Genomic DNA, 16,708 nt, shown 5'->3' on the forward strand with positions numbered 1-16,708 from the left:
TAGCGTGCGGCCGTACCACCCACGCTAACGAAGGAGTCGCCATGGCCGGAGAACGAGACGACGAAGACAGGACCCCCACCCAGGACGACTTCGTGCTCGCGATCGAGAGCGGCCCGCTCGCCGAGGTCGAGATCGTGGAGGCGGACGACGGGTCGCATGTCGACCTCGCCGTCAACGCGGTCGCGGTCGATCCGGACACCGGCGAGCCGGTGCCGGTGAGCATCGCTCTGAACGCGGACGACTCCGCCTATGTCGTCGCGATCGCCGATGAGGAGTTCGTCGTGCCGCTCGGCGAGACGGCCGAGGAGTCGAGTCACCGTCGGTCGGGTCTCATCGGTGCGCTCCGCACGCTTCAGCAGCTCGCGCAGCGCGTCGAGGAGGAGACGAAGGGCATGGCGAAACGGCTGGCGGAGAAGTTCGAGCGGCGTGGAGCGAGGTGACGGGATCATGGAACTCTTCGGTATCGCATCGCTGGAGCGCTTCTTCCGCGAGGCCGCCGGTCTCGACGTCGACAAGGACGACCTGCGGCGCTTCGACGACTTCGTCAACGATCGGCTCTACGACCTCCTGCTGCGCGGCGTCGCGAACGCGAAGGCCAACGGCCGCGACGTCATCGAGCCGCAGGACCTGCCCATCACGAAGGGTCTGCAGGAGTCCATCCACGCCTTCGAGGCGATCGATGAGGAGGTGTCGTTGGACAGGATTCTCGAACAGCTGACGAGGCGCCCGCCGCTCGACCTCGCCTACAGCGAGGAGACGGAGGGGAGGCTGACCCGGATCGCCGGCGGTCTCGGCGTGGCGCTGGCCCGGACGTTCCGCATCCTCGACGAGAAGGTGAAGAACCCGCAGACCCGGCACTGGGAGCAGGCCGGCCGCGTCTTCGATGTGCTCCTGTAGCGCGCGTCACGGCTCCACGACGAAAGGGGCGCAGCGGATGCTGCGCCCCCTTTCGCTCGTCGGGTGAGCCGCTCGTCGGGTGAGCCGCTCGTCGGGTGAGCCGCTCGTCGGGTGAGCCGCTCGTTGGGTGAGCCGCAGTTCAGCGGCTGACGTACCCGCCGTCGGTGTCGTGCGCGAGCGTGTAGTAGCGCGTGCTGCCGGTCTGCGCCGACAGGGTCCACGCCCGCTCGGAGCGGCGGCCCGCCGGGCCGTACTCGACGACGATGCGCTCTGCGGCGGTGGGGAACTGCGAGGTCCACTGCGTGGGCGAGCCGAGGCCCTCCGCCTGGAGCACCACCTTCGGGCCGGCGCCCTGGGGGCGGGTGCTCAGCTCGGCCACCTCGGCGGCGTCGAGCCGGGCCTCGGTGATGGTGCGTGCGGTGAGTTGGGTGTTCATTCCGATCTCCAATATAACTAAACGGTTAGTTGTATAGTAGATCACATTCGTTCGGAAGGGAAGAGGGAGGTCCGGATCGATGGCCAGACGGTACGACCGGGATGAGAGCGTCCGCCTGCTGCTGGAAGCCAGCGCCGAGGAGTTCGCCCGCCACGGCGTCGGAGGGGCGCGCGTCGATCGCATCGCCGAGCGCGCCGAAGTCAACAAGGCGTCGATCTACTCCTACATCGGCAACAAGGACGAGCTGTTCCAGGCGGCGCTGCAGACCAAGCTCGGCCAGCTCGCGGACAGGGTCGCGATCGAGTCGGACGACCTCGCGGCCTACGCCGGCGACCTGTTCGACTTCCTCACCGCCGAGCCGGTGGTGGCCTGGCTGTTCGAGCAGGAGGGGCTCCACTACGGCACCGCCGATGTCCCCGCGCTCGCGGAGCGCTCCGGCTACTTCCAGTCGCGGGTCGCCGCGGTCCGTGACGCCCTCGGCGGCGACGGTGACGCCGAGGCGATCTACTTCTCCATCATCGCGATGTGCTACTGGTACGTGGCCGCGCCGCAGCTCGTGCGGATGGTGTTCGGCGGGGTCGCTCCGGAGGAGGCCAAGAGCCGCTACCGCAGCCACGTCGTCGCGACCGCCGCAGCCATGGTCGCCCACTGAGGCCGATCGGCGGCGGGGAATAGCAGGCGCGCCCACCGAGGGGTATCGTCCGCCCTGGCACCTCCGAGGGTGCTGACACCTCCGAGGGGTGACGGGGCGTCCTGACCACGAAGGAGAAGGACATGGACCTGAAGTTCGGCGTACTGGCACTGCTCGAAGCGAAGCCCGAGAAGGCGGCGGAGCTCAAGGAGTTCCTGATCGGCGGCAAAGCGGTCGTCGACGGCGAGCCCGGAACGCGCACGTGGTACGCGTTCCAGCTCGACGACACGCATTTCGGCATCTTCGACTCCTTCGCCGACGAGGATGCCCGGCGCGCGCACCTCGGCGGCGAGATCCCTCGAGCCCTCGGCGAGGTGGGGCCGGCGCTGCTGGCGAAGGACCCCGAGCTGAGCACGGTCGACCTTCTCGCCGTGAAGCACGAGCAGGACGGCGCGCGGTCCTAGACCGCGCCCGTGTCGTCGATGGCCACGAGTGTCGGCGTCATGCGCGGGAAGCGCGGAGGAGCGGACGCACCGGGAGGCGCGTGGTGGCGCGAGGTCGTGATCGTGGGCTGCGCGCTGCTCGTCAGCGTGGCGCTCCTGATCGCCTTCCATTCCCTCGGAGATCCGGCCTGGGTGCGCCGGTACGTGTCCCCGGTCCCGGGCTCCGACGCCGCGATCTGGCAGGTGCAGACGACCTTCCTGTCCGTGGGGTTCGCCGGGCTGACGATCGCGGCCCAGCTGTTCGCGGAGGCTCCCCTCGCGATCGGCACGTCCCGCAAGCGCATCCTGGCGTACATCGGCGCGAGCTGGTTCGTGACCGCCGGGCTCGCCGGGAACGCGGTGATGGCTCTCGAGTCCATCTGGCTGCCGAGCGCGACGGGTGTGGCGATCGCGTTCACGTGGCTCGCCGCGACCGCCGCCCTGCTGATGGTGTCCACGTCCCGGCTCACGCATCTCTTCGGGCACCCGTCCCGCCTCGACGAAGTCGTGCGGACCTCGCTGATCGAGACGCTGTCCGATCGGTTCGACCGGGTGGCGCGCCGGTACTCCGACGCGCGGAGCGGACTGGACGAACTCCTCACGCCGGAGTCGTCGCGCACCTCGACGGACTCCGTCTGGACGGTGTACGTCCCGGTGCCGCAGGCCGGGCGGGTCATCCGCACCATCGATCCGGAGGGCGTCCGCCAGGCGATCGCCTCGCTCGCGGCGTCCGGCGACGACGACCCGCCCCGGATCCTTCTGGACGTGCGCCCGGGGGACCGAACCCGGCTCGGGGCCGTGGCGTTCCGGATCGTCACGTCGAACCGGCTCGACGAGGCTGCGGCCGTCCGGATGGTTCAGCTCCTCCAGTCGAGCATCGAGCTGGAGCCGCCGGGAGCGGTCACGGCGTACGAGGAGACCGAGCACGAGATCGCCACGCTGATGGACGCCATCGGCACCAACCTGCGCTCCGGTGCCCTGGCGACCGCGGAGCGGGCGCTGGAACTCCTCGGGCAGATCGTGCAGGGCGTCTGGATGACCGGACTCGACCGCTCCACGGCCGACCGGGCGTCGGTGACCCGCGGGAGCGGACTCCTCCAGAGCATCGTCGATGTGGAGCAGGACGTCCTGCTCTCCCCCCAGGTGGCCCAGGTGTTCGTCACCGCGACGACGAGCCGGACCCTGGAGGCCGCGGCGACGGGTTCGGGGGAGTACATCGAGGAATGCCTTCGGAGTTTCATGCGGCAGTGGTCCGACATCCTCCAGCGCGGAGGGCCGGAATTCGAGGCGCTGCCCGTTCGCATCGTCGCGTGCGTCCAGAACCTCACGCTGTACTCGGACCCCTCCGCGAGCGAGCCCCACGCCCTGCGGTCCCGCGGCACGTGGGCGATGGTCGAACTGGTCAAACTCGCCCTCGACGCCCGGCGGCCGGACATCGCGACGATCGCGGCGGGAGAGCTCAGGCGGCTCTTCGAATTGGACCCGGACGGGGCGGCGCGCTCCGAGGTCCGGGCCGGTCTCCTGGTCCTCTCCGGGTGGCTCCGCTACCTCGCCGAGACGAACGATCCCCGCTCGGCCACGGACCCGGGGCTCGTGGCGGCCCTGGTCTCGGACGGATCCGCAGGCGACATCCTCGCGGCCCGCGACATCGTGGAGGGCGGGACGCCGTTCAGCCGATGGGACAAGTGGGAGGCGAGCAGGGCCGCGTCCGGGAGCGTCCAGCCTTCGGAGCTGCCCGGCTTCATCGAACGGGCGCAGGTGACGGCGCTCGCCGCGGCCGCCTCCGGCCCGGATCGACCGACCGGCCCAGCGCGACCGACGGGCGCAGCTCGACCGACGGGCGCAGCTCGACCGACGGGCGCGGATCACACCGAGGGCGCGGATCAGCCGAAGTAGTCGGTGAGCGAGGCCCGCGCTCGAATGGCGATGTGCAGATTCAAGCGGGACTCCGGGTCATTGAGGTCCCGGCCGCTCACGTCGCGGATCCTGCTGAGACGGTAGCGCAGGGTGCTCCGGTGGATGACCAGCGCAGCAGACGTCCGATCGTAGTTCCCACCTGCCTCGAGATAGGCGCCCAGGGTGCGCACCAGTTCGGTGCGGTGCTTCCGGTCGTGCTCGACGAGCTCGCCGAGCCACTCGGCGATGTAGCGCTCCAGCGCCGCACCGCTGTCCGAGGTGTCGAGAATGCGGAGGAGGCCGAGATCGTCGTGATTCGAGAGCCCGAGCGGCTGCCGGGACTCGGCCCGGATGCGCAGTGCGCGGCCGGCCTCGGCGAACGAACGGGGCAGGTCTTCGGCGGTGCCCCGGCCGCCGACGCCGATCGTGCCGCGCACGCTGGTCAGGGCGGCCGACACCCTGTCGTAGAGCCGCGAGAGGTCGGGGCCGTCCGGGACGACGGCGAGCGTCGCTTCCGGGCGCCGCGAGACCAGCGCGGGCACATGCATCGCAGCCAGCTGATGGCGGACGGCGGCACTCACGTCCACTCCGTTCGGAGCGGGCGACTCCCAGGCGACGAGTACCGCGCGTTGGAGGCTGCCGAGGTCGAAGTGGAGCGCCTCGGCGCGAGCCAGAGCGTCGACGACCTCGCCTCCCGCCACGAGATCGTCCGCCAGCTCGCGACCGAGGCGGAGCTCGACCTCGGCGAGGCTCCGCCGGTGGGCGAGTTCCACGGCGATGGCGGCGGAGGCGTACTCGACCGCGAAGCGGTCGTCGTCGCTCCGGTTGTCGTCGGGATCGTAGATCCCGAAGACGCCGAGCGTCTCACCGCCGGACCGGATGGCGACCGATCGCCAGGCGCTCGACCGGCCGCCCGCCGAGAGGTTCTCGACGGGCATCGACCCGGGCGGCCCCGCGGCGCCCGCGGCGGTGACGAGGGCGAGCTCGTTTCCGAAGGAGTCCTGGAGCACGACCGAACGCCCGGTGAGGATGCTCACGGTCTCGACGATCTGCGCTTCCCCGTTCCTCGACCCGGCCGCTGCGACGATCGAATCGCGGATGCGCTGCTGTGCGTTCAGCTTGACGATCGTGGCGGCCATCGTACGGTTCGACGCCACTTGCGCTTCTCCGAGACGACGGAGCTCACGTGCCTGGTGTCGCTCGCGGTGGATGAGCTCGGCCGCAGCGAGCGCCGCTCCGGTGGGCTCGGCGAGCGCGTGCAGCAGGAAGAGCTGAGCACTCGACGGCTCCGCCGCGGCCTGGAGGGCGAAGGCGCCCTTCAGCTTCCCGCCGCCGCGGAAGAAGAGGGCGTAGCGCCACCCTTCCTCGCTCGAGAGGACCCCGCTGGCTCCCGCGCGCGCCTCCACGAGCAGATCGAGCGGACGGTCCGGTTTGCCCGAACGGCGGACGAGGCGTCCGCGGGAGGCGACGTAGACGGCCGCGACCGCGCATGCGGCGATCTCCATGACGGAGGCTTCCGCGAGTCGCAGCGTCTCCCGGGTGGACGGGTGCTCGAACATCCGGGAGCCCACTCGGAAGATGTCGTACAGGCCGGGGGGCCCGTCGGCGCCGGGGTAGGGCTGCGCCTCGGATTCCGGATCTCTCGATGCGCTCATCCGCCCTCTCCCGCGCGGCTCACCGTAGCACTCATCGGTTCGACTCGACAGTGCAACGAGCGGGTCTTCTTTGGTCCTGCGGGGTCGAAGCGCTGCGCCGGGCCACCGGCGGACACTCGCATCGAGTGGATCGCGAGCGATCGAGGAGGTGGTCCCGGTGGCCCTGATGCGGTTCGACACCCTCCGCGATGTGGATCGAGCGGTCGAGCAGGCGCTCGGCGTCAACCGCAGAACCTATGCGGTGCCGCTGGAGGCGTATCGGCGGGGCGGTCAGTACATCGTGATAGCCGATGTGCCGGGGGTGGACATCCGCGACGTCGATGTCCGCGTGGAGCGCAACATCGTCACGATCACCGTCCAGCGCCGGCCGAAGTTCGCAGAAGGCGATCACGTCCTCATCGACGAGCGCCCCCGCGGCGAGTTCGTCCGGCAGCTCTTCCTCGGCGACAGCCTCGACTCGTCCCGGCTGGTGGCGCATCTGGGCAGCGGGGTGCTGACCCTGCTCGTCCCGGTCGACGAGTCCAGCGAATCACGGCAGGTGAACATCTCATCGTCGGAGGGCGCGGACGATCGCCCGATCACCCCGACGGGCCACGAAGGAGGAGCAACCCATGGCTAAGGCAGTCGGAATCGACCTCGGCACCACGAACTCGGTGATCGCGGTCTGGGAGGGCGGCGAGGCGAGAGTCACCCCGAACAGCGAAGGCGCCCGCACCACCCCGTCCGTCGTCGCGTTCACCGACACCGGAGAGCGGCTCGTCGGGCAGCTCGCCCGGCGCCAGGCGATCCTGAACCCGAAGGGGACCATCTCTTCGGCCAAGCGGTTCATCGGGCGCTCCTTCGACGAGATCGGCGAGGAGGCCAAGGCGGTCGGCTTCGACGTCGTCGCAGGCCCGAACGGCGAAGCCCGCTTCGACGTGCGCGGCAAGCTCTACGCACCGGAGGAGATCAGCGCACTCGTCCTGCGGAAGCTCGCGGACGACGCAGCCAAGTTCCTCGGTGAGAAGGTCACGGAGGCGGTCATCACCGTTCCGGCGTACTTCAACGATGCGCAGCGCACGGCGACGAGGGACGCCGGCCGGATCGCGGGTCTCGAGGTGCTGCGCATCATCAACGAGCCGACAGCGGCGGCCTTGGCCTACGGGTTGGACAAGAAGGAGCACGAGACGGTCCTGGTGTTCGACCTCGGCGGCGGCACCTTCGACGTCAGCCTGCTCGACGTGGGCGACGGCGTGGTCGAGGTGCGCTCGACCGCCGGGGACACGCACCTCGGCGGAGACGACTTCGACCGCCGGGTGGTGGACTACCTCGCCGACGAGTTCCAGAAGGAGAACGGGATCGATCTGCGCAACGACCCCCAGGCCCTGCAGCGGCTGTTCGAAGCGGCGGAGAAGGCGAAGGTCGAGCTCAGCTCGGTGAGCCAGACCCAGGTGAGCCTGCCGTTCATCACCGCGGACGCCTCCGGCCCCAAGCACCTGACGACCACGCTCAAGCGCGCCACCTTCGAGAACATCACCGCCGACCTGGTCGAGCGCTGCCTCGGCCCGGTGCGCCAGGCGATGCAGGACGCGAAGGTCACCGAGAACGACATCGACGAGGTCATCCTCGTCGGAGGGTCGACCCGCATCCCGGCGGTGCAGGACCTCGTGAAGCGCCTCACCGGCGGCAAAGACCCGAACATGACGGTGAACCCGGACGAAGTCGTCGCCATCGGCGCGGCCATCCAGGCCGGCGTGCTGAAGGGCGAGGTCAGCGATGTCCTCCTGCTCGACGTGACCCCGCTCTCGCTGGGCGTCGAGACGCGCGGCGGGGTGATGACGCCGATCATCGAGCGCAACACCACCATCCCCGCGCGCCGGAGCGAAGTGTTCTCCACTGCCCAGGACAACCAGGACTCGGTCGAGATCGTCGTGCTCCAGGGCGAGCGCGAGCGCGCAGCGGACAACCGCGTCCTGGGTCGGTTCTCGCTGACCGGGATCCGGCCGGCGCCACGGGGGGAGCCGCAGATCGAGGTCACGTTCGACATCGACGCGAACGGGATCCTCAATGTCACCGCTCGCGACAAGGACACCGGGGCGGAGCAGGGCATCACCATCAGCGGGACCACCAACCTGGATCAGGCGGAGATCGACCGGATGGTGCGCGAGGCCGAGCAGAATCGTGCCGAGGATCAGCGGCTGCGCGAGGACATCGATGCGCGGAACGAGCTGGACGCCGCCGCCTACCGGGTGGAGCGGGCGCTCGCGGAGCACGGCGACTCCGCGCCGGCCCACGAGCGGTCGCGGGCCGAGCTGCTGGTCGGACAGGCCAGGGACGCGGTCGAACGGGAGGTCTCCGCCTCCGAGGCGCGCGAGTTGACGAGCGAGCTGCGGCAGGTGGACGCCGCACTGTCCGTCGCCCGCCCGGCTCCGGGTGCGACGGCCTCGGACGCCGCGCCCGAGGTGGACGACGACGATGTCGTCGACGCCGACTTCGACCGGAACTGACGGACGCCGGGACATGGACACCTCGGACGCGCGGAGCGCGGAGAGCGTGGAGGAGCCCGACCCGGGCGGCCGGCCGAGCGCGACGGACGAGCCGCCGGCGACCGACGAGCCGCCCGCGGCGCCGCCCGACGAACGGGACGCCCGTCTCGCCGACCTGGAGGACCGCTGGCGCCGCGCCGCCGCCGACCTGGACAACGTGCGGAAGCGGACAGCGCGCGAAGTCGCCCTCGTCCGGGACGCGGAGCGCGCTCGCGCCGCATCCGTCTTCCTCCCCGTCGTGGACGGCCTCACGGATGCGCTCGCCTACGCGAAGCAGGTGAGCGACCCGCTGACCGAAGGGATCGAGTCGATCCGGGAGCAGGCCATCGTCGCCCTCGAACGGCTCGGCTACCCCCGCATCGACGAGGTGGGCGTGCCGTTCGACCCGCGCATCCACGAGGTCGTGTCGGTCGTCGACACGGACGAGGTGGCGCCGCAGACGGTGGTGGCCGTCGCCCGGCTCGGCTTCGGCGCGCCGGAGCGGCTGCTGCGCCCGGCGAGCGTCGTCGTGGCCCGGGCCCGGGAGTGACGCCGTGGCGGACGACTACTACCAGCTGCTGGGAGTCTCGCGGAACGCCGACGCCAAGGAGATCCAGCGCGCGTACCGCAAACTGGCCCGCACGTACCACCCCGACGTCAACAAGCAGGCCGGCGCAGAGGACACGTTCAAGAAGATCAGCGAGGCCTACCACGTGCTGGCGGACCCCGAGTCGCGGGCCCAGTACGACCGGTTCGGGCCGGAGTTCCGGCGCTACGCGGAGGCGGAACGCGAGTACGCCTCGCAGGGCGCCGGAAGCGGAGGCGCGGGCGGCGGCGGACGAGCGCGCACACGCGCCCGGCCGGGGCCGTCGGGGTTCAGCTGGTCGAGCGCGCAGGCCGGAGCGGGTCCGGGCGGCGCATCGGTCGACTGGGAGGACCTCTTCGGCGACGTCTTCGGCTCGATGCGCGGGATGGACTCCGAGGCCGAGCTCGAGCTCACCGTCGAGGAGGCGTTCCGGGGCGGTCCACGCACGGTCGTCCTCGCCGGTCCCGACGGCGACCGTCAGACCTTCGAGCTGCAGATACCGCCCGGCGCACTGGACGGGCAGCGCATCCGCGTCTCCGGGGGTGGACGACCCGGGCGGCAGGACGGCGGGGCGGGCGACCTCGTGATCACGCTCCGGGTCAAGCCGGACCGGCGACTCCGGCTCGACGGCAAGAACATCGAGATGGACCTCCTGATCTCGCCGTGGGAGGCCGCCCTCGGCGCCAGTGTCCGGACGCGCGCGCCCGGCGGCCCGATCACCGTGCGGGTCCCGCCCGGCTCGTCGAGCGGACGCCGGCTGCGGCTGAAGGGCCAGGGGATGCCTCAGCAGGGAGGAAAGCCGGGGGACCTGTTCGCGAAGGTGAAGATCATGGTCCCTCCGCATCCCACGGCTCGCGAGCGCGAGCTCTTCGAGCAGCTGCAGCGCGAGTCCGGCTTCGATCCGAGGTCGTCGTCATGAGTTCCCCTCTGCTCCCCGTGATCCCGCCCCGGCTCGACCTCGGGATGGTCGCGGTCGCCGCGTCCGTCCATCCCGAGCTGGTCCGCCGGTTCGTCGAGCTCGGCCTCATCCGCGCCGGCACGGACGCGTCGGGCCGGCTGTGGTTCACCCCGGACGCACCCGAGCAGGTGCGGCGGATCGTGCGGCTGCACGCCGACCTGTCGCTCAACTACGCCGCTGTCGCACTCGTCATCGACCTGCTCGCCCGGATCGACGTGCTCGAGGCGCAGCGGACGATCATCCGCCCCGGAAGGGAGACTCCGCCATGGAGATGAACAAGCTGACCCAGAAGTCCCAGGAGGCGCTCCAGGAGGCCCAGAGCATCGCGAGCCGGAACGGGCAGACCGAGACCGAGAACGAGCACCTCCTGCTCGCCTTGCTCACCCAGGACGGCGGCCTGATCCCGCGGCTGCTCGAAGCGGCCGGGGTCGACCTGACCGTTCTCCTCACGGAGGTGCAGCAGGCGATCGAACGGAAGCCGCGGACGACCGGCCCGGGGGCGACTCCCGGTCAGGTGTACCTTTCGAGGACGCTCTCGGCGACCCTCGACCGTGCCGAGCGGGAGGCGAACCGGCTGAAGGACTCCTACGTCTCGGTCGAGCACCTGCTGCTGGCGCTCGCCGACGATCCCAGTGGAGGGGCCGCCGCGCGTCTCCTGCAGAGCAACGGGGTGACGCGGGAGAGCTTCCTCCGGGCGCTGACGGCGGTCCGCGGCAATCAGCACGTGAACTCGGCGACCCCCGAGCAGACCTACGAGGCACTGGAGAAGTACGGCCGTGACCTGGTCGCCGACGCCCGGGCGGGCCGCCTCGATCCGGTCATCGGCCGCGACACGGAGATCCGCCGCGTCATCCAGATCCTGTCGCGCAAGTCGAAGAACAACCCGGTGCTGATCGGCGAGCCGGGGGTCGGCAAGACGGCGATCGTGGAGGGGCTGGCACAGCGGATCGTCAACACCGACGTTCCCGAAGGGCTCCGCGACAAGACGGTCTTCCAGCTCGATCTCGCGGCGCTCGTCGCCGGCGCCAAGTACCGCGGCGAGTTCGAGGAGCGGATGAAGGCCGTGCTGGCCGAGGTCGTGGCCGCAGAAGGGCGCATCCTGCTGTTCATCGACGAGCTCCACACCCTCGTCGGAGCCGGTGCAACTGAGGGCGCGATGGACGCCGGGAACATGCTGAAGCCGATGCTCGCCCGCGGGGAGCTCCACCTCATCGGCGCGACCACCCTGGACGAGTACCGGCAGCACATCGAGAAGGACGCCGCGCTGGAACGGCGCTTCCAGACCGTCCTGGTGGATGAGCCGAGCGTCGAAGACGCCATCTCCATCCTCCGCGGGCTGCGCGAACGCCTGGAGGTCTTCCACGGGGTGCGCATCCAGGACAACGCGCTCGTGGCGGCCGTGACGCTCTCGCACCGCTACATCACCGACCGGTTCCTGCCGGACAAGGCCATCGACCTCGTCGACGAGGCCTGCGCGCGGCTGCGCACGGAGATCGACTCGATGCCGGCCGACCTCGACGAGCTCACGCGACGCGTCACCCGGCTGGAGATCGAGGAGGCCGCGCTGGAGAAGGAGAAGGACCAGCCGAGCCGGATCCGGCTGGAGGAGCTGCGGCGCGAGCTCGCCGACCTCCAGGCGGAGGCGAACGCGAAGCGTGCCCAGTGGGAGGCGGAGCGCCAGGCCATCCGGAAGGTCCAGGAGCTCCGGAGCGAGCTCGAGCAGGTGCGGCGCGAAGCCGAGGACGCCGAGCGCAGGTACGACCTCAACCGCGCGGCGGAGCTGCGCTACGGCCGGCTCGCCGAGCTCGAGCGTCAGCTCGCCGCCGAGGAGCAGCGGCTGCAGGCCAAGCAGGGGCGGCAGCGGCTCCTCCGCGAGGTCGTGACCGAGGAGGAGATCGCCGAGATCGTCGCCGCGTGGACGGGCATCCCCGTCGCGCGGCTCCAGGAGGGGGAGCGCGCGAAGGTGCTCAAGCTCGACGAGGTCCTGCACGAGCGTGTGGTCGGGCAGGAGGAGGCGGTGCGGCTGGTCAGCGACGCGATCATCCGGGCGCGGTCAGGGATCCGCGACCCGCGGCGGCCGATCGGCTCGTTCATCTTCCTGGGGCCGACCGGCGTCGGCAAGACGGAGCTCGCCAAGGCCCTGGCGAGCGCGCTGTTCGACAGCGAGTCCGCGATGATCCGGCTCGACATGAGCGAGTATCAGGAGCGGCACACCGTCAGCAGGCTGGTGGGAGCCCCTCCCGGCTACGTCGGGTACGACGAGGGCGGGCAGCTCACCGAAGCGGTGCGCCGCCGACCCTACTGCGTGGTCCTCTTCGACGAGATCGAGAAGGCGCACCCGGACGTGTTCAACACGCTGCTGCAGGTGCTGGACGACGGGCGGATCACCGACAGCCAGGGCCGCACCGTCGACTTCCGCAACACCATCGTGATCATGACGTCCAACATCGGGGCGGAGCATCTGCTCACCGGCTCCCGGGACAGCGACGGCGCGATCCCGCAGGATGTGAAGGACCTGGTGCTCGCGGAGTTGCGCGGCCGCTTCCGTCCGGAGTTCCTCAACCGGGTCGACGACATCATCGTGTTCGCGCCGCTCGGGCTGGAGCAGATCGAGTCGATCGTCGACCTCCTGATGGGCGACCTGGCGCGCCGCCTCGCGGAACGCCAGATCGGGCTCGAGGTCACGCCCGAGGCGCGGCGCCTCATCGCCGAGCGCGGCTACGACCCGCTCTACGGCGCGCGGCCCTTGCGCCGGTACATCTCGCACGACATCGAGACGCGCCTGGGGAGGGCTCTGCTCTCGGGGGTCGTCCGGGACGGCTCCACCGTGCGCATCGACGTCCGGGACGGCGAGATCGTCGTCGACGCGGTCGAGGCGCCGGCCGAATCCGATGCCGAAGCGCAGGCCGCGGTATGAGCGCCATCGGCCAGGCCAGGATCATCCGCTGCCCGAACTGTGGCCGCAAGAACCGCGTGCCCGCGGCCGCCGGCGGACGTCCACGCTGTGCGAACTGCCACAAGCCGCTCCCGTGGATCGCCGACGCTCTCGACGACACGTTCGCGGAGATCGCCGAGAAGGCGGACCTGCCCGTGATCGTCGACATGTGGGCGACCTGGTGCGGCCCGTGCCGGATGGTCAGCCCGGTCCTGGAGGAACTGGCCGGCGAGCGGGCGGGGGAGGTCAAGCTCGTGAAGGTGGATGTCGACCGGGCGCCCCGGGTGTCGTCCCGGTTCACCGTGCAGGCCGTCCCGACCCTGATGATCCTCGACCACGGGGAGGTGATCGCCCGGCAGGCCGGGGCGGCGCCGGTGGCCGTCCTGCGCCGCTGGTTCGACGACGCGATGCTGCAGCAGCGGCGCGCCAGGAAGAGCGTCGGCGCCGGCGCGGAGGGAGGGACGCCCCGTGACGATTCGTAGGGATCCCCACATCGTCTACATCCGCCCGGTGACCCCGCGCACGCCGGGCGCGTGCGAGGACTGCCTGGCGCTCGGCACGCCGTGGGTGCACCTGCGGCTGTGCCTCACCTGCGGCAAGGTGGGCTGTTGCGACGCCTCGCCGATGCGGCACGCGCGGGCGCATGCGGCGCACGACGGGCATCCCATCGTCCAATCGCACGAGCCCGGTGAGAGCTGGCGGTGGTGCTACATCGACGAGGACTACGTGTGATGACCGACCCTCGCTCGGAGCCGCCGGAGCAGGTTACGTCGGCGGAGACCCCGGACGCGCTCGGAGCGTACCCGCGGCTCACGCCGCCGCAGCTGCAGGCGCTGAGCGAGCACGGCGCCACCGTCCCCGTCTCGGAGGGTCAGGTGCTGGCACGGGCGGGCGAGCCGATCGGCTCGTTCTTCGCCGTGATCGAGGGCCGGGTCGGCGTCCAGGACACGGACCCGGACGGACAGGGAGCGCGAACCGAGGTGCACGGGCCCGGCCGCTTCGTCGGCGACATCGGGCTGCTGGAGGGCCAACCGTCGTTCGCGACCGTGACCGCGCTTCAGGCCGGCACGGTGCTCGCCGTGCCGATACCGGCGCTGGAGCGGATCGTAACCGGCGACCCGCTGCTCGGCGACATCATCCTGCGCGCGTACCTCATCCGGCGGTCGCTGGCGATCGGGGCCGGCGCCGGGCTCCGCATCGTGGGCTCACGGTTCTCGCCGGACACCCGCCGGCTGCTGGACTTCGCCGCGCGCAACCGGATTCCGCACCGGCTCCTCGACCTGGACGGCGATCCCGCGGCCGAGCTCATCGTCCGGCGACTGAGCCTGGACGTCGCCGACCTCCCGGTCGTCATCGTGGGCGGCACGCGGATCATGCGCAATCCGTCCGTCGCGGAGGTCTCGGAGGCGCTCGGCATCCGCCGAGCGCGGGCGCAACCGACCTGCGATCTCCTCGTCGTGGGCGCTGGGCCGGCGGGGCTGGCGGCGACAGTGTACGCCGCCTCCGATGGGCTGTCGGTCGTCCTCTGCGACTCCGTCGCCACCGGTGGCCAGGCGGCACAATCCGCCCGGATCGAGAACTATCTCGGGTTCCCGGCGGGGATCTCCGGCGCCGAGCTCGCCGAGCGCGCCCGCCTTCAAGCGGCCAAGTTCGGAGCCACGGTCGTCGCGCCCGCCTCCGCCGAGGAGCTCGACGCCACGGGGGGCGCGATCACGGTCCGCTTCTCGGACGGAACGACCGTGACCCCCCGGGCGGTCGTCGTGGCGTCCGGAATGGAGTACCGCCGGCTGGCGGCGAAGAACCTCGACCGGTTCGAGTACACGAGCGTCTACTACGCGGCGACCATCAACGAGGCGCGGGAGTGCGGGATCGACCCGGTGGTGGTGGTCGGCGGCGGAAACTCGGCCGGACAGGCCGCCGTCTTCCTCTCCGGAACCGCCTCGCACGTCCACCTCGTCGTACGCGGGGACGAGCTCGGCGCGGACATGTCGCGCTACCTGGTCGCCCAGGTCGAGGATCACCCCCGGATCACCGTGCACGTGCGATCCGAGGTCGTGGAGGCCGCCGGAGGATCCCGGCTCGAATCCGTGACCGTCGAGCACCGGCCCTCCGGCGCGCGCGAGGAACTCCCCACCGCGCACCTCTTCGTGTTCATCGGCGCGGTTCCCGCGACGGCGTGGCTCGGTCCCGGCCTCGAGCGGGACGAACGCGGGTATCTGCTGACCGGCCCGCGGCCGGGCGCCGCCGAACCCCTGGTCCAACCCTTCGAGACCTCGGCGCACGGCGTCTTCGCCGTGGGCGACGTGCGCAGTGGGTCGGTCAAGCGGATGTCGGCCGCGGTGGGAGAGGGGGCGAGCGTGGTGAAGATGGTGCACGACTACCTCGCCACCGGAGGCAGCAGGTCCTAGCGTCGCAGGGTCACCGAGGGCTGCTCCCCGAAAGCGTGCGCGTAGGCCGCGGCGAATCTGCCGAGGTGCAGGAAGCCCCAGCGTGTGGCGACGTCCGTGACGGTGACGGTGCCGGGCGTCGCCTCGGACAGTTCGTGCTGCACCTTCTCCAGCCGGAGCCGGCGGAGGTACCTCATCGGCGTCGTGCCCAGCGATCGCCGGAAGCCCTCCTGCAGGCTGCGGACGCTCATCGACACCTCGGCGGCCAGCTCGGCCACCGTCCAGGGTCGCCCCGGGTCGCTGCGCAGAAGCTCCGCGGCCCTCGAGACCGGGCGCGTGCCCGCCGTGGGCGACGGCGCGGCGAGTGCGGCCGTGTAGTTGTGCGGCTGCCCGAACAGGAGGCTGTGGAGCAGCGCCTGCTCCAATCGCTGTACCGCCAGCGGGTGGGCGAGCGCGCCGTTCGCCTGCGCCGCGGTGCGGTCGATCATGCGGAGGGCGAGGAGCATCGCCTGTCCTCCCGCGCTGCTCATGCTCAGGTCGGCTGCGAACTCGAGCGGGCGCACCGCGGGCTCGCCGAGCAGGTCCTCGAGCTCGCGCCGCACGTCGTCGCGCGGGAACATCAGCGAGAGCTGGGAGAAGCGCGGGCTGCAGTCGAAGCTCACCGGCCGCCCCGGCATGAAGACGCCGGCGGTGCGCGACGTCCCGTACACCGGGGTCCCGAGGCCGGCCTCCATGGTCGCCCGGCCGGTCATGGGAATGTCCACGTGGTAGTTGTCGGCTTCTGCGGTGTCGATGCGCACGGGTTCCCGGAACCGCATGTAGCCGCAGGTCGTCCGGCCGACGATCACCGCATTGAGGGTCAGACCGACGGTGCTCGACGCCCGGGCGGAGGGGAATTCGACGGGCAGGAACAGGCGCGAGAGCTCGTGCCGCGCCTCCTCGACACCCGGAGCGGATGTGATTCGGCCGCTGCCGAACATCTCGATCTCAGGGTGCACGGACAGATTGTACGTGCCCTAATAGTGTGTGCCCTCACGATCGGGTCGACGCGGACTGCGAGCTCCTTCAGGGTGCGGCGGTCGCCGGCGCTGAGGCTGCGCGAGGCGGACAGCGAGACGCGCGAACCGGATATCGACCTCGATTTCGGCCTGCCTAACGTGGAGGCGTCGACATGACTAGGGGTCGACGAACTGCGATGGCCCTCCCCTTCGGGTGGGGAGGGCCATCGCGCCCTGGGGCAACGTCACTGCGACCGCAGGTCGAGACGAGGCGGAAGCGAAATGCAACACGGAAATGCGCGGTCGGCGTTCGATGGCTGAGTCGGAGTTCCCGATGCGGTCG

General features: G+C 70.9%; 17 protein-coding genes. 14 read left to right on the forward strand and 3 right to left on the reverse strand.

The features are described 5' to 3' along the window. Positions 1-41: 41 nt before the first annotated feature. The gene (locus HNR13_RS05010; protein ID WP_179604739.1) at positions 42-440 is read left to right on the forward strand and encodes a hypothetical protein; all 399 of its coding nucleotides are present in this window, start codon (positions 42-44) and stop codon (positions 438-440) included. A 7-nt stretch (positions 441-447) separates the two neighbouring features. Further along, complete coding sequence (locus tag HNR13_RS05015; RefSeq protein WP_179604740.1) at positions 448-897, forward strand: DUF1931 family protein; 450 nt, start codon at positions 448-450, stop codon at positions 895-897. 139 nt (positions 898-1,036) lie between these two features. Here the strand turns inward: HNR13_RS05015 and HNR13_RS05020 are convergent, their stop codons facing one another. Further along, positions 1,037-1,333 (reverse strand): hypothetical protein, encoded by a 297-nt coding sequence (locus HNR13_RS05020; RefSeq protein WP_179604741.1) that lies wholly within the window; start codon positions 1,331-1,333, stop codon positions 1,037-1,039. Positions 1,334-1,412: 79 nt separating this feature from the next. On the opposite strand from HNR13_RS05020, the gene HNR13_RS05025 reads away from it, so the two are divergent. The 3 genes from HNR13_RS05025 to HNR13_RS05035 all read left to right on the forward strand — a co-directional run bounded on the left by HNR13_RS05025 (position 1,413) and on the right by HNR13_RS05035 (position 4,342). Next, positions 1,413-1,985 carry a TetR/AcrR family transcriptional regulator gene (locus tag HNR13_RS05025; RefSeq protein ID WP_179604742.1) on the forward strand — a complete coding sequence of 191 codons (573 nt, stop codon included), beginning with the start codon at positions 1,413-1,415 and terminating at the stop codon, positions 1,983-1,985. Positions 1,986-2,107: 122 nt separating this feature from the next. Continuing rightward, entirely contained in the window at positions 2,108-2,428 is a 321-nt protein-coding gene (locus tag HNR13_RS05030; RefSeq protein ID WP_179604743.1) for a putative quinol monooxygenase, read from the forward strand. Positions 2,429-2,446: 18 nt separating this feature from the next. After that, on the forward strand, positions 2,447-4,342 hold the full coding sequence (locus HNR13_RS05035) for a hypothetical protein (protein WP_179604744.1): 1,896 nt from the start codon (positions 2,447-2,449) through the stop codon (positions 4,340-4,342). Here HNR13_RS05035 and HNR13_RS05040 read toward each other — a convergent pair. Next, positions 4,330-5,997, reverse strand: a complete 1,668-nt coding sequence (locus HNR13_RS05040; protein WP_179604745.1) for a PucR family transcriptional regulator — start codon at positions 5,995-5,997, stop codon at positions 4,330-4,332. The genes HNR13_RS05035 and HNR13_RS05040 overlap by 13 nt on opposite strands. 166 nt (positions 5,998-6,163) lie before the next feature. On the opposite strand from HNR13_RS05040, the gene HNR13_RS05045 reads away from it, so the two are divergent. The 9 genes from HNR13_RS05045 to HNR13_RS05085 are packed head-to-tail and all read left to right on the forward strand — an operon-like array spanning position 6,164 to position 15,388. Continuing rightward, positions 6,164-6,616 carry an Hsp20/alpha crystallin family protein gene (locus HNR13_RS05045; RefSeq protein WP_179609136.1) on the forward strand — a complete coding sequence of 151 codons (453 nt, stop codon included), beginning with the start codon at positions 6,164-6,166 and terminating at the stop codon, positions 6,614-6,616. Then, on the forward strand, positions 6,609-8,483 hold the full coding sequence (gene dnaK, locus HNR13_RS05050; RefSeq protein ID WP_179604746.1) for a molecular chaperone DnaK: 1,875 nt from the start codon (positions 6,609-6,611) through the stop codon (positions 8,481-8,483). The genes HNR13_RS05045 and dnaK overlap by 8 nt, the downstream gene beginning before the upstream one ends. Before the next feature lie 13 nt (positions 8,484-8,496). Next, positions 8,497-9,051 (forward strand): nucleotide exchange factor GrpE, encoded by a 555-nt coding sequence (locus HNR13_RS05055; protein WP_179604747.1) that lies wholly within the window; start codon positions 8,497-8,499, stop codon positions 9,049-9,051. A gap of 4 nt (positions 9,052-9,055) precedes the next feature. After that, positions 9,056-10,006 (forward strand): DnaJ C-terminal domain-containing protein, encoded by a 951-nt coding sequence (locus HNR13_RS05060; RefSeq protein WP_179604748.1) that lies wholly within the window; start codon positions 9,056-9,058, stop codon positions 10,004-10,006. After that, the gene (locus HNR13_RS05065; protein ID WP_179604749.1) at positions 10,003-10,320 is read left to right on the forward strand and encodes a chaperone modulator CbpM; all 318 of its coding nucleotides are present in this window, start codon (positions 10,003-10,005) and stop codon (positions 10,318-10,320) included. The genes HNR13_RS05060 and HNR13_RS05065 overlap by 4 nt, the downstream gene beginning before the upstream one ends. Then, a complete protein-coding gene (gene clpB, locus HNR13_RS05070; protein WP_179604750.1) occupies positions 10,311-12,962 on the forward strand; it encodes an ATP-dependent chaperone ClpB in 2,652 nt (883 codons plus the stop codon). The genes HNR13_RS05065 and clpB overlap by 10 nt, the downstream gene beginning before the upstream one ends. After that, complete coding sequence (gene trxA, locus HNR13_RS05075; RefSeq protein ID WP_218881171.1) at positions 12,959-13,462, forward strand: thioredoxin; 504 nt, start codon at positions 12,959-12,961, stop codon at positions 13,460-13,462. The genes clpB and trxA overlap by 4 nt, the downstream gene beginning before the upstream one ends. Next, positions 13,449-13,712 (forward strand): UBP-type zinc finger domain-containing protein, encoded by a 264-nt coding sequence (locus tag HNR13_RS05080; RefSeq protein WP_179604751.1) that lies wholly within the window; start codon positions 13,449-13,451, stop codon positions 13,710-13,712. The genes trxA and HNR13_RS05080 overlap by 14 nt, the downstream gene beginning before the upstream one ends. Further along, a complete protein-coding gene (locus tag HNR13_RS05085) occupies positions 13,712-15,388 on the forward strand; it encodes an FAD-dependent oxidoreductase (RefSeq protein WP_179604752.1) in 1,677 nt (558 codons plus the stop codon). Before HNR13_RS05080 ends, HNR13_RS05085 begins: the two co-directional genes overlap by 1 nt. Here the strand turns inward: HNR13_RS05085 and HNR13_RS05090 are convergent. Then, on the reverse strand, positions 15,385-16,365 hold the full coding sequence (locus tag HNR13_RS05090) for an AraC-like ligand-binding domain-containing protein (protein WP_179604753.1): 981 nt from the start codon (positions 16,363-16,365) through the stop codon (positions 15,385-15,387). The genes HNR13_RS05085 and HNR13_RS05090 overlap by 4 nt on opposite strands. Positions 16,366-16,708: the final 343 nt, after the last annotated feature.

Origin of the sequence: Leifsonia shinshuensis, assembly GCF_013410375.1 — a bacterium.
GTDB classification, from domain to species: Bacteria; Actinomycetota; Actinomycetes; order Actinomycetales; family Microbacteriaceae; genus Leifsonia; species Leifsonia shinshuensis.

Excerpts from the sequence above, each read along its gene's own strand:
- HNR13_RS05010 (WP_179604739.1), top strand. The coding sequence starts at position 42 with ATGGCCGGAGAACGAGACGACGAAGACAGGACCCCCACCCAGGACGAC.
- HNR13_RS05015 (WP_179604740.1), top strand. The coding sequence starts at position 448 with ATGGAACTCTTCGGTATCGCATCGCTGGAGCGCTTCTTCCGCGAGGCC.
- HNR13_RS05020 (WP_179604741.1), bottom strand. The coding sequence starts at position 1,333 with ATGAACACCCAACTCACCGCACGCACCATCACCGAGGCCCGGCTCGAC.
- HNR13_RS05025 (WP_179604742.1), top strand. The coding sequence starts at position 1,413 with ATGGCCAGACGGTACGACCGGGATGAGAGCGTCCGCCTGCTGCTGGAA.
- HNR13_RS05030 (WP_179604743.1), top strand. The coding sequence starts at position 2,108 with ATGGACCTGAAGTTCGGCGTACTGGCACTGCTCGAAGCGAAGCCCGAG.
- HNR13_RS05035 (WP_179604744.1), top strand. The coding sequence starts at position 2,447 with ATGGCCACGAGTGTCGGCGTCATGCGCGGGAAGCGCGGAGGAGCGGAC.
- HNR13_RS05040 (WP_179604745.1), bottom strand. The coding sequence starts at position 5,997 with ATGAGCGCATCGAGAGATCCGGAATCCGAGGCGCAGCCCTACCCCGGC.
- HNR13_RS05045 (WP_179609136.1), top strand. The coding sequence starts at position 6,164 with ATGCGGTTCGACACCCTCCGCGATGTGGATCGAGCGGTCGAGCAGGCG.
- dnaK (WP_179604746.1), top strand. The coding sequence starts at position 6,609 with ATGGCTAAGGCAGTCGGAATCGACCTCGGCACCACGAACTCGGTGATC.
- HNR13_RS05055 (WP_179604747.1), top strand. The coding sequence starts at position 8,497 with ATGGACACCTCGGACGCGCGGAGCGCGGAGAGCGTGGAGGAGCCCGAC.
- HNR13_RS05065 (WP_179604749.1), top strand. The coding sequence starts at position 10,003 with ATGAGTTCCCCTCTGCTCCCCGTGATCCCGCCCCGGCTCGACCTCGGG.
- clpB (WP_179604750.1), top strand. The coding sequence starts at position 10,311 with ATGGAGATGAACAAGCTGACCCAGAAGTCCCAGGAGGCGCTCCAGGAG.
- trxA (WP_218881171.1), top strand. The coding sequence starts at position 12,959 with ATGAGCGCCATCGGCCAGGCCAGGATCATCCGCTGCCCGAACTGTGGC.
- HNR13_RS05085 (WP_179604752.1), top strand. The coding sequence starts at position 13,712 with ATGACCGACCCTCGCTCGGAGCCGCCGGAGCAGGTTACGTCGGCGGAG.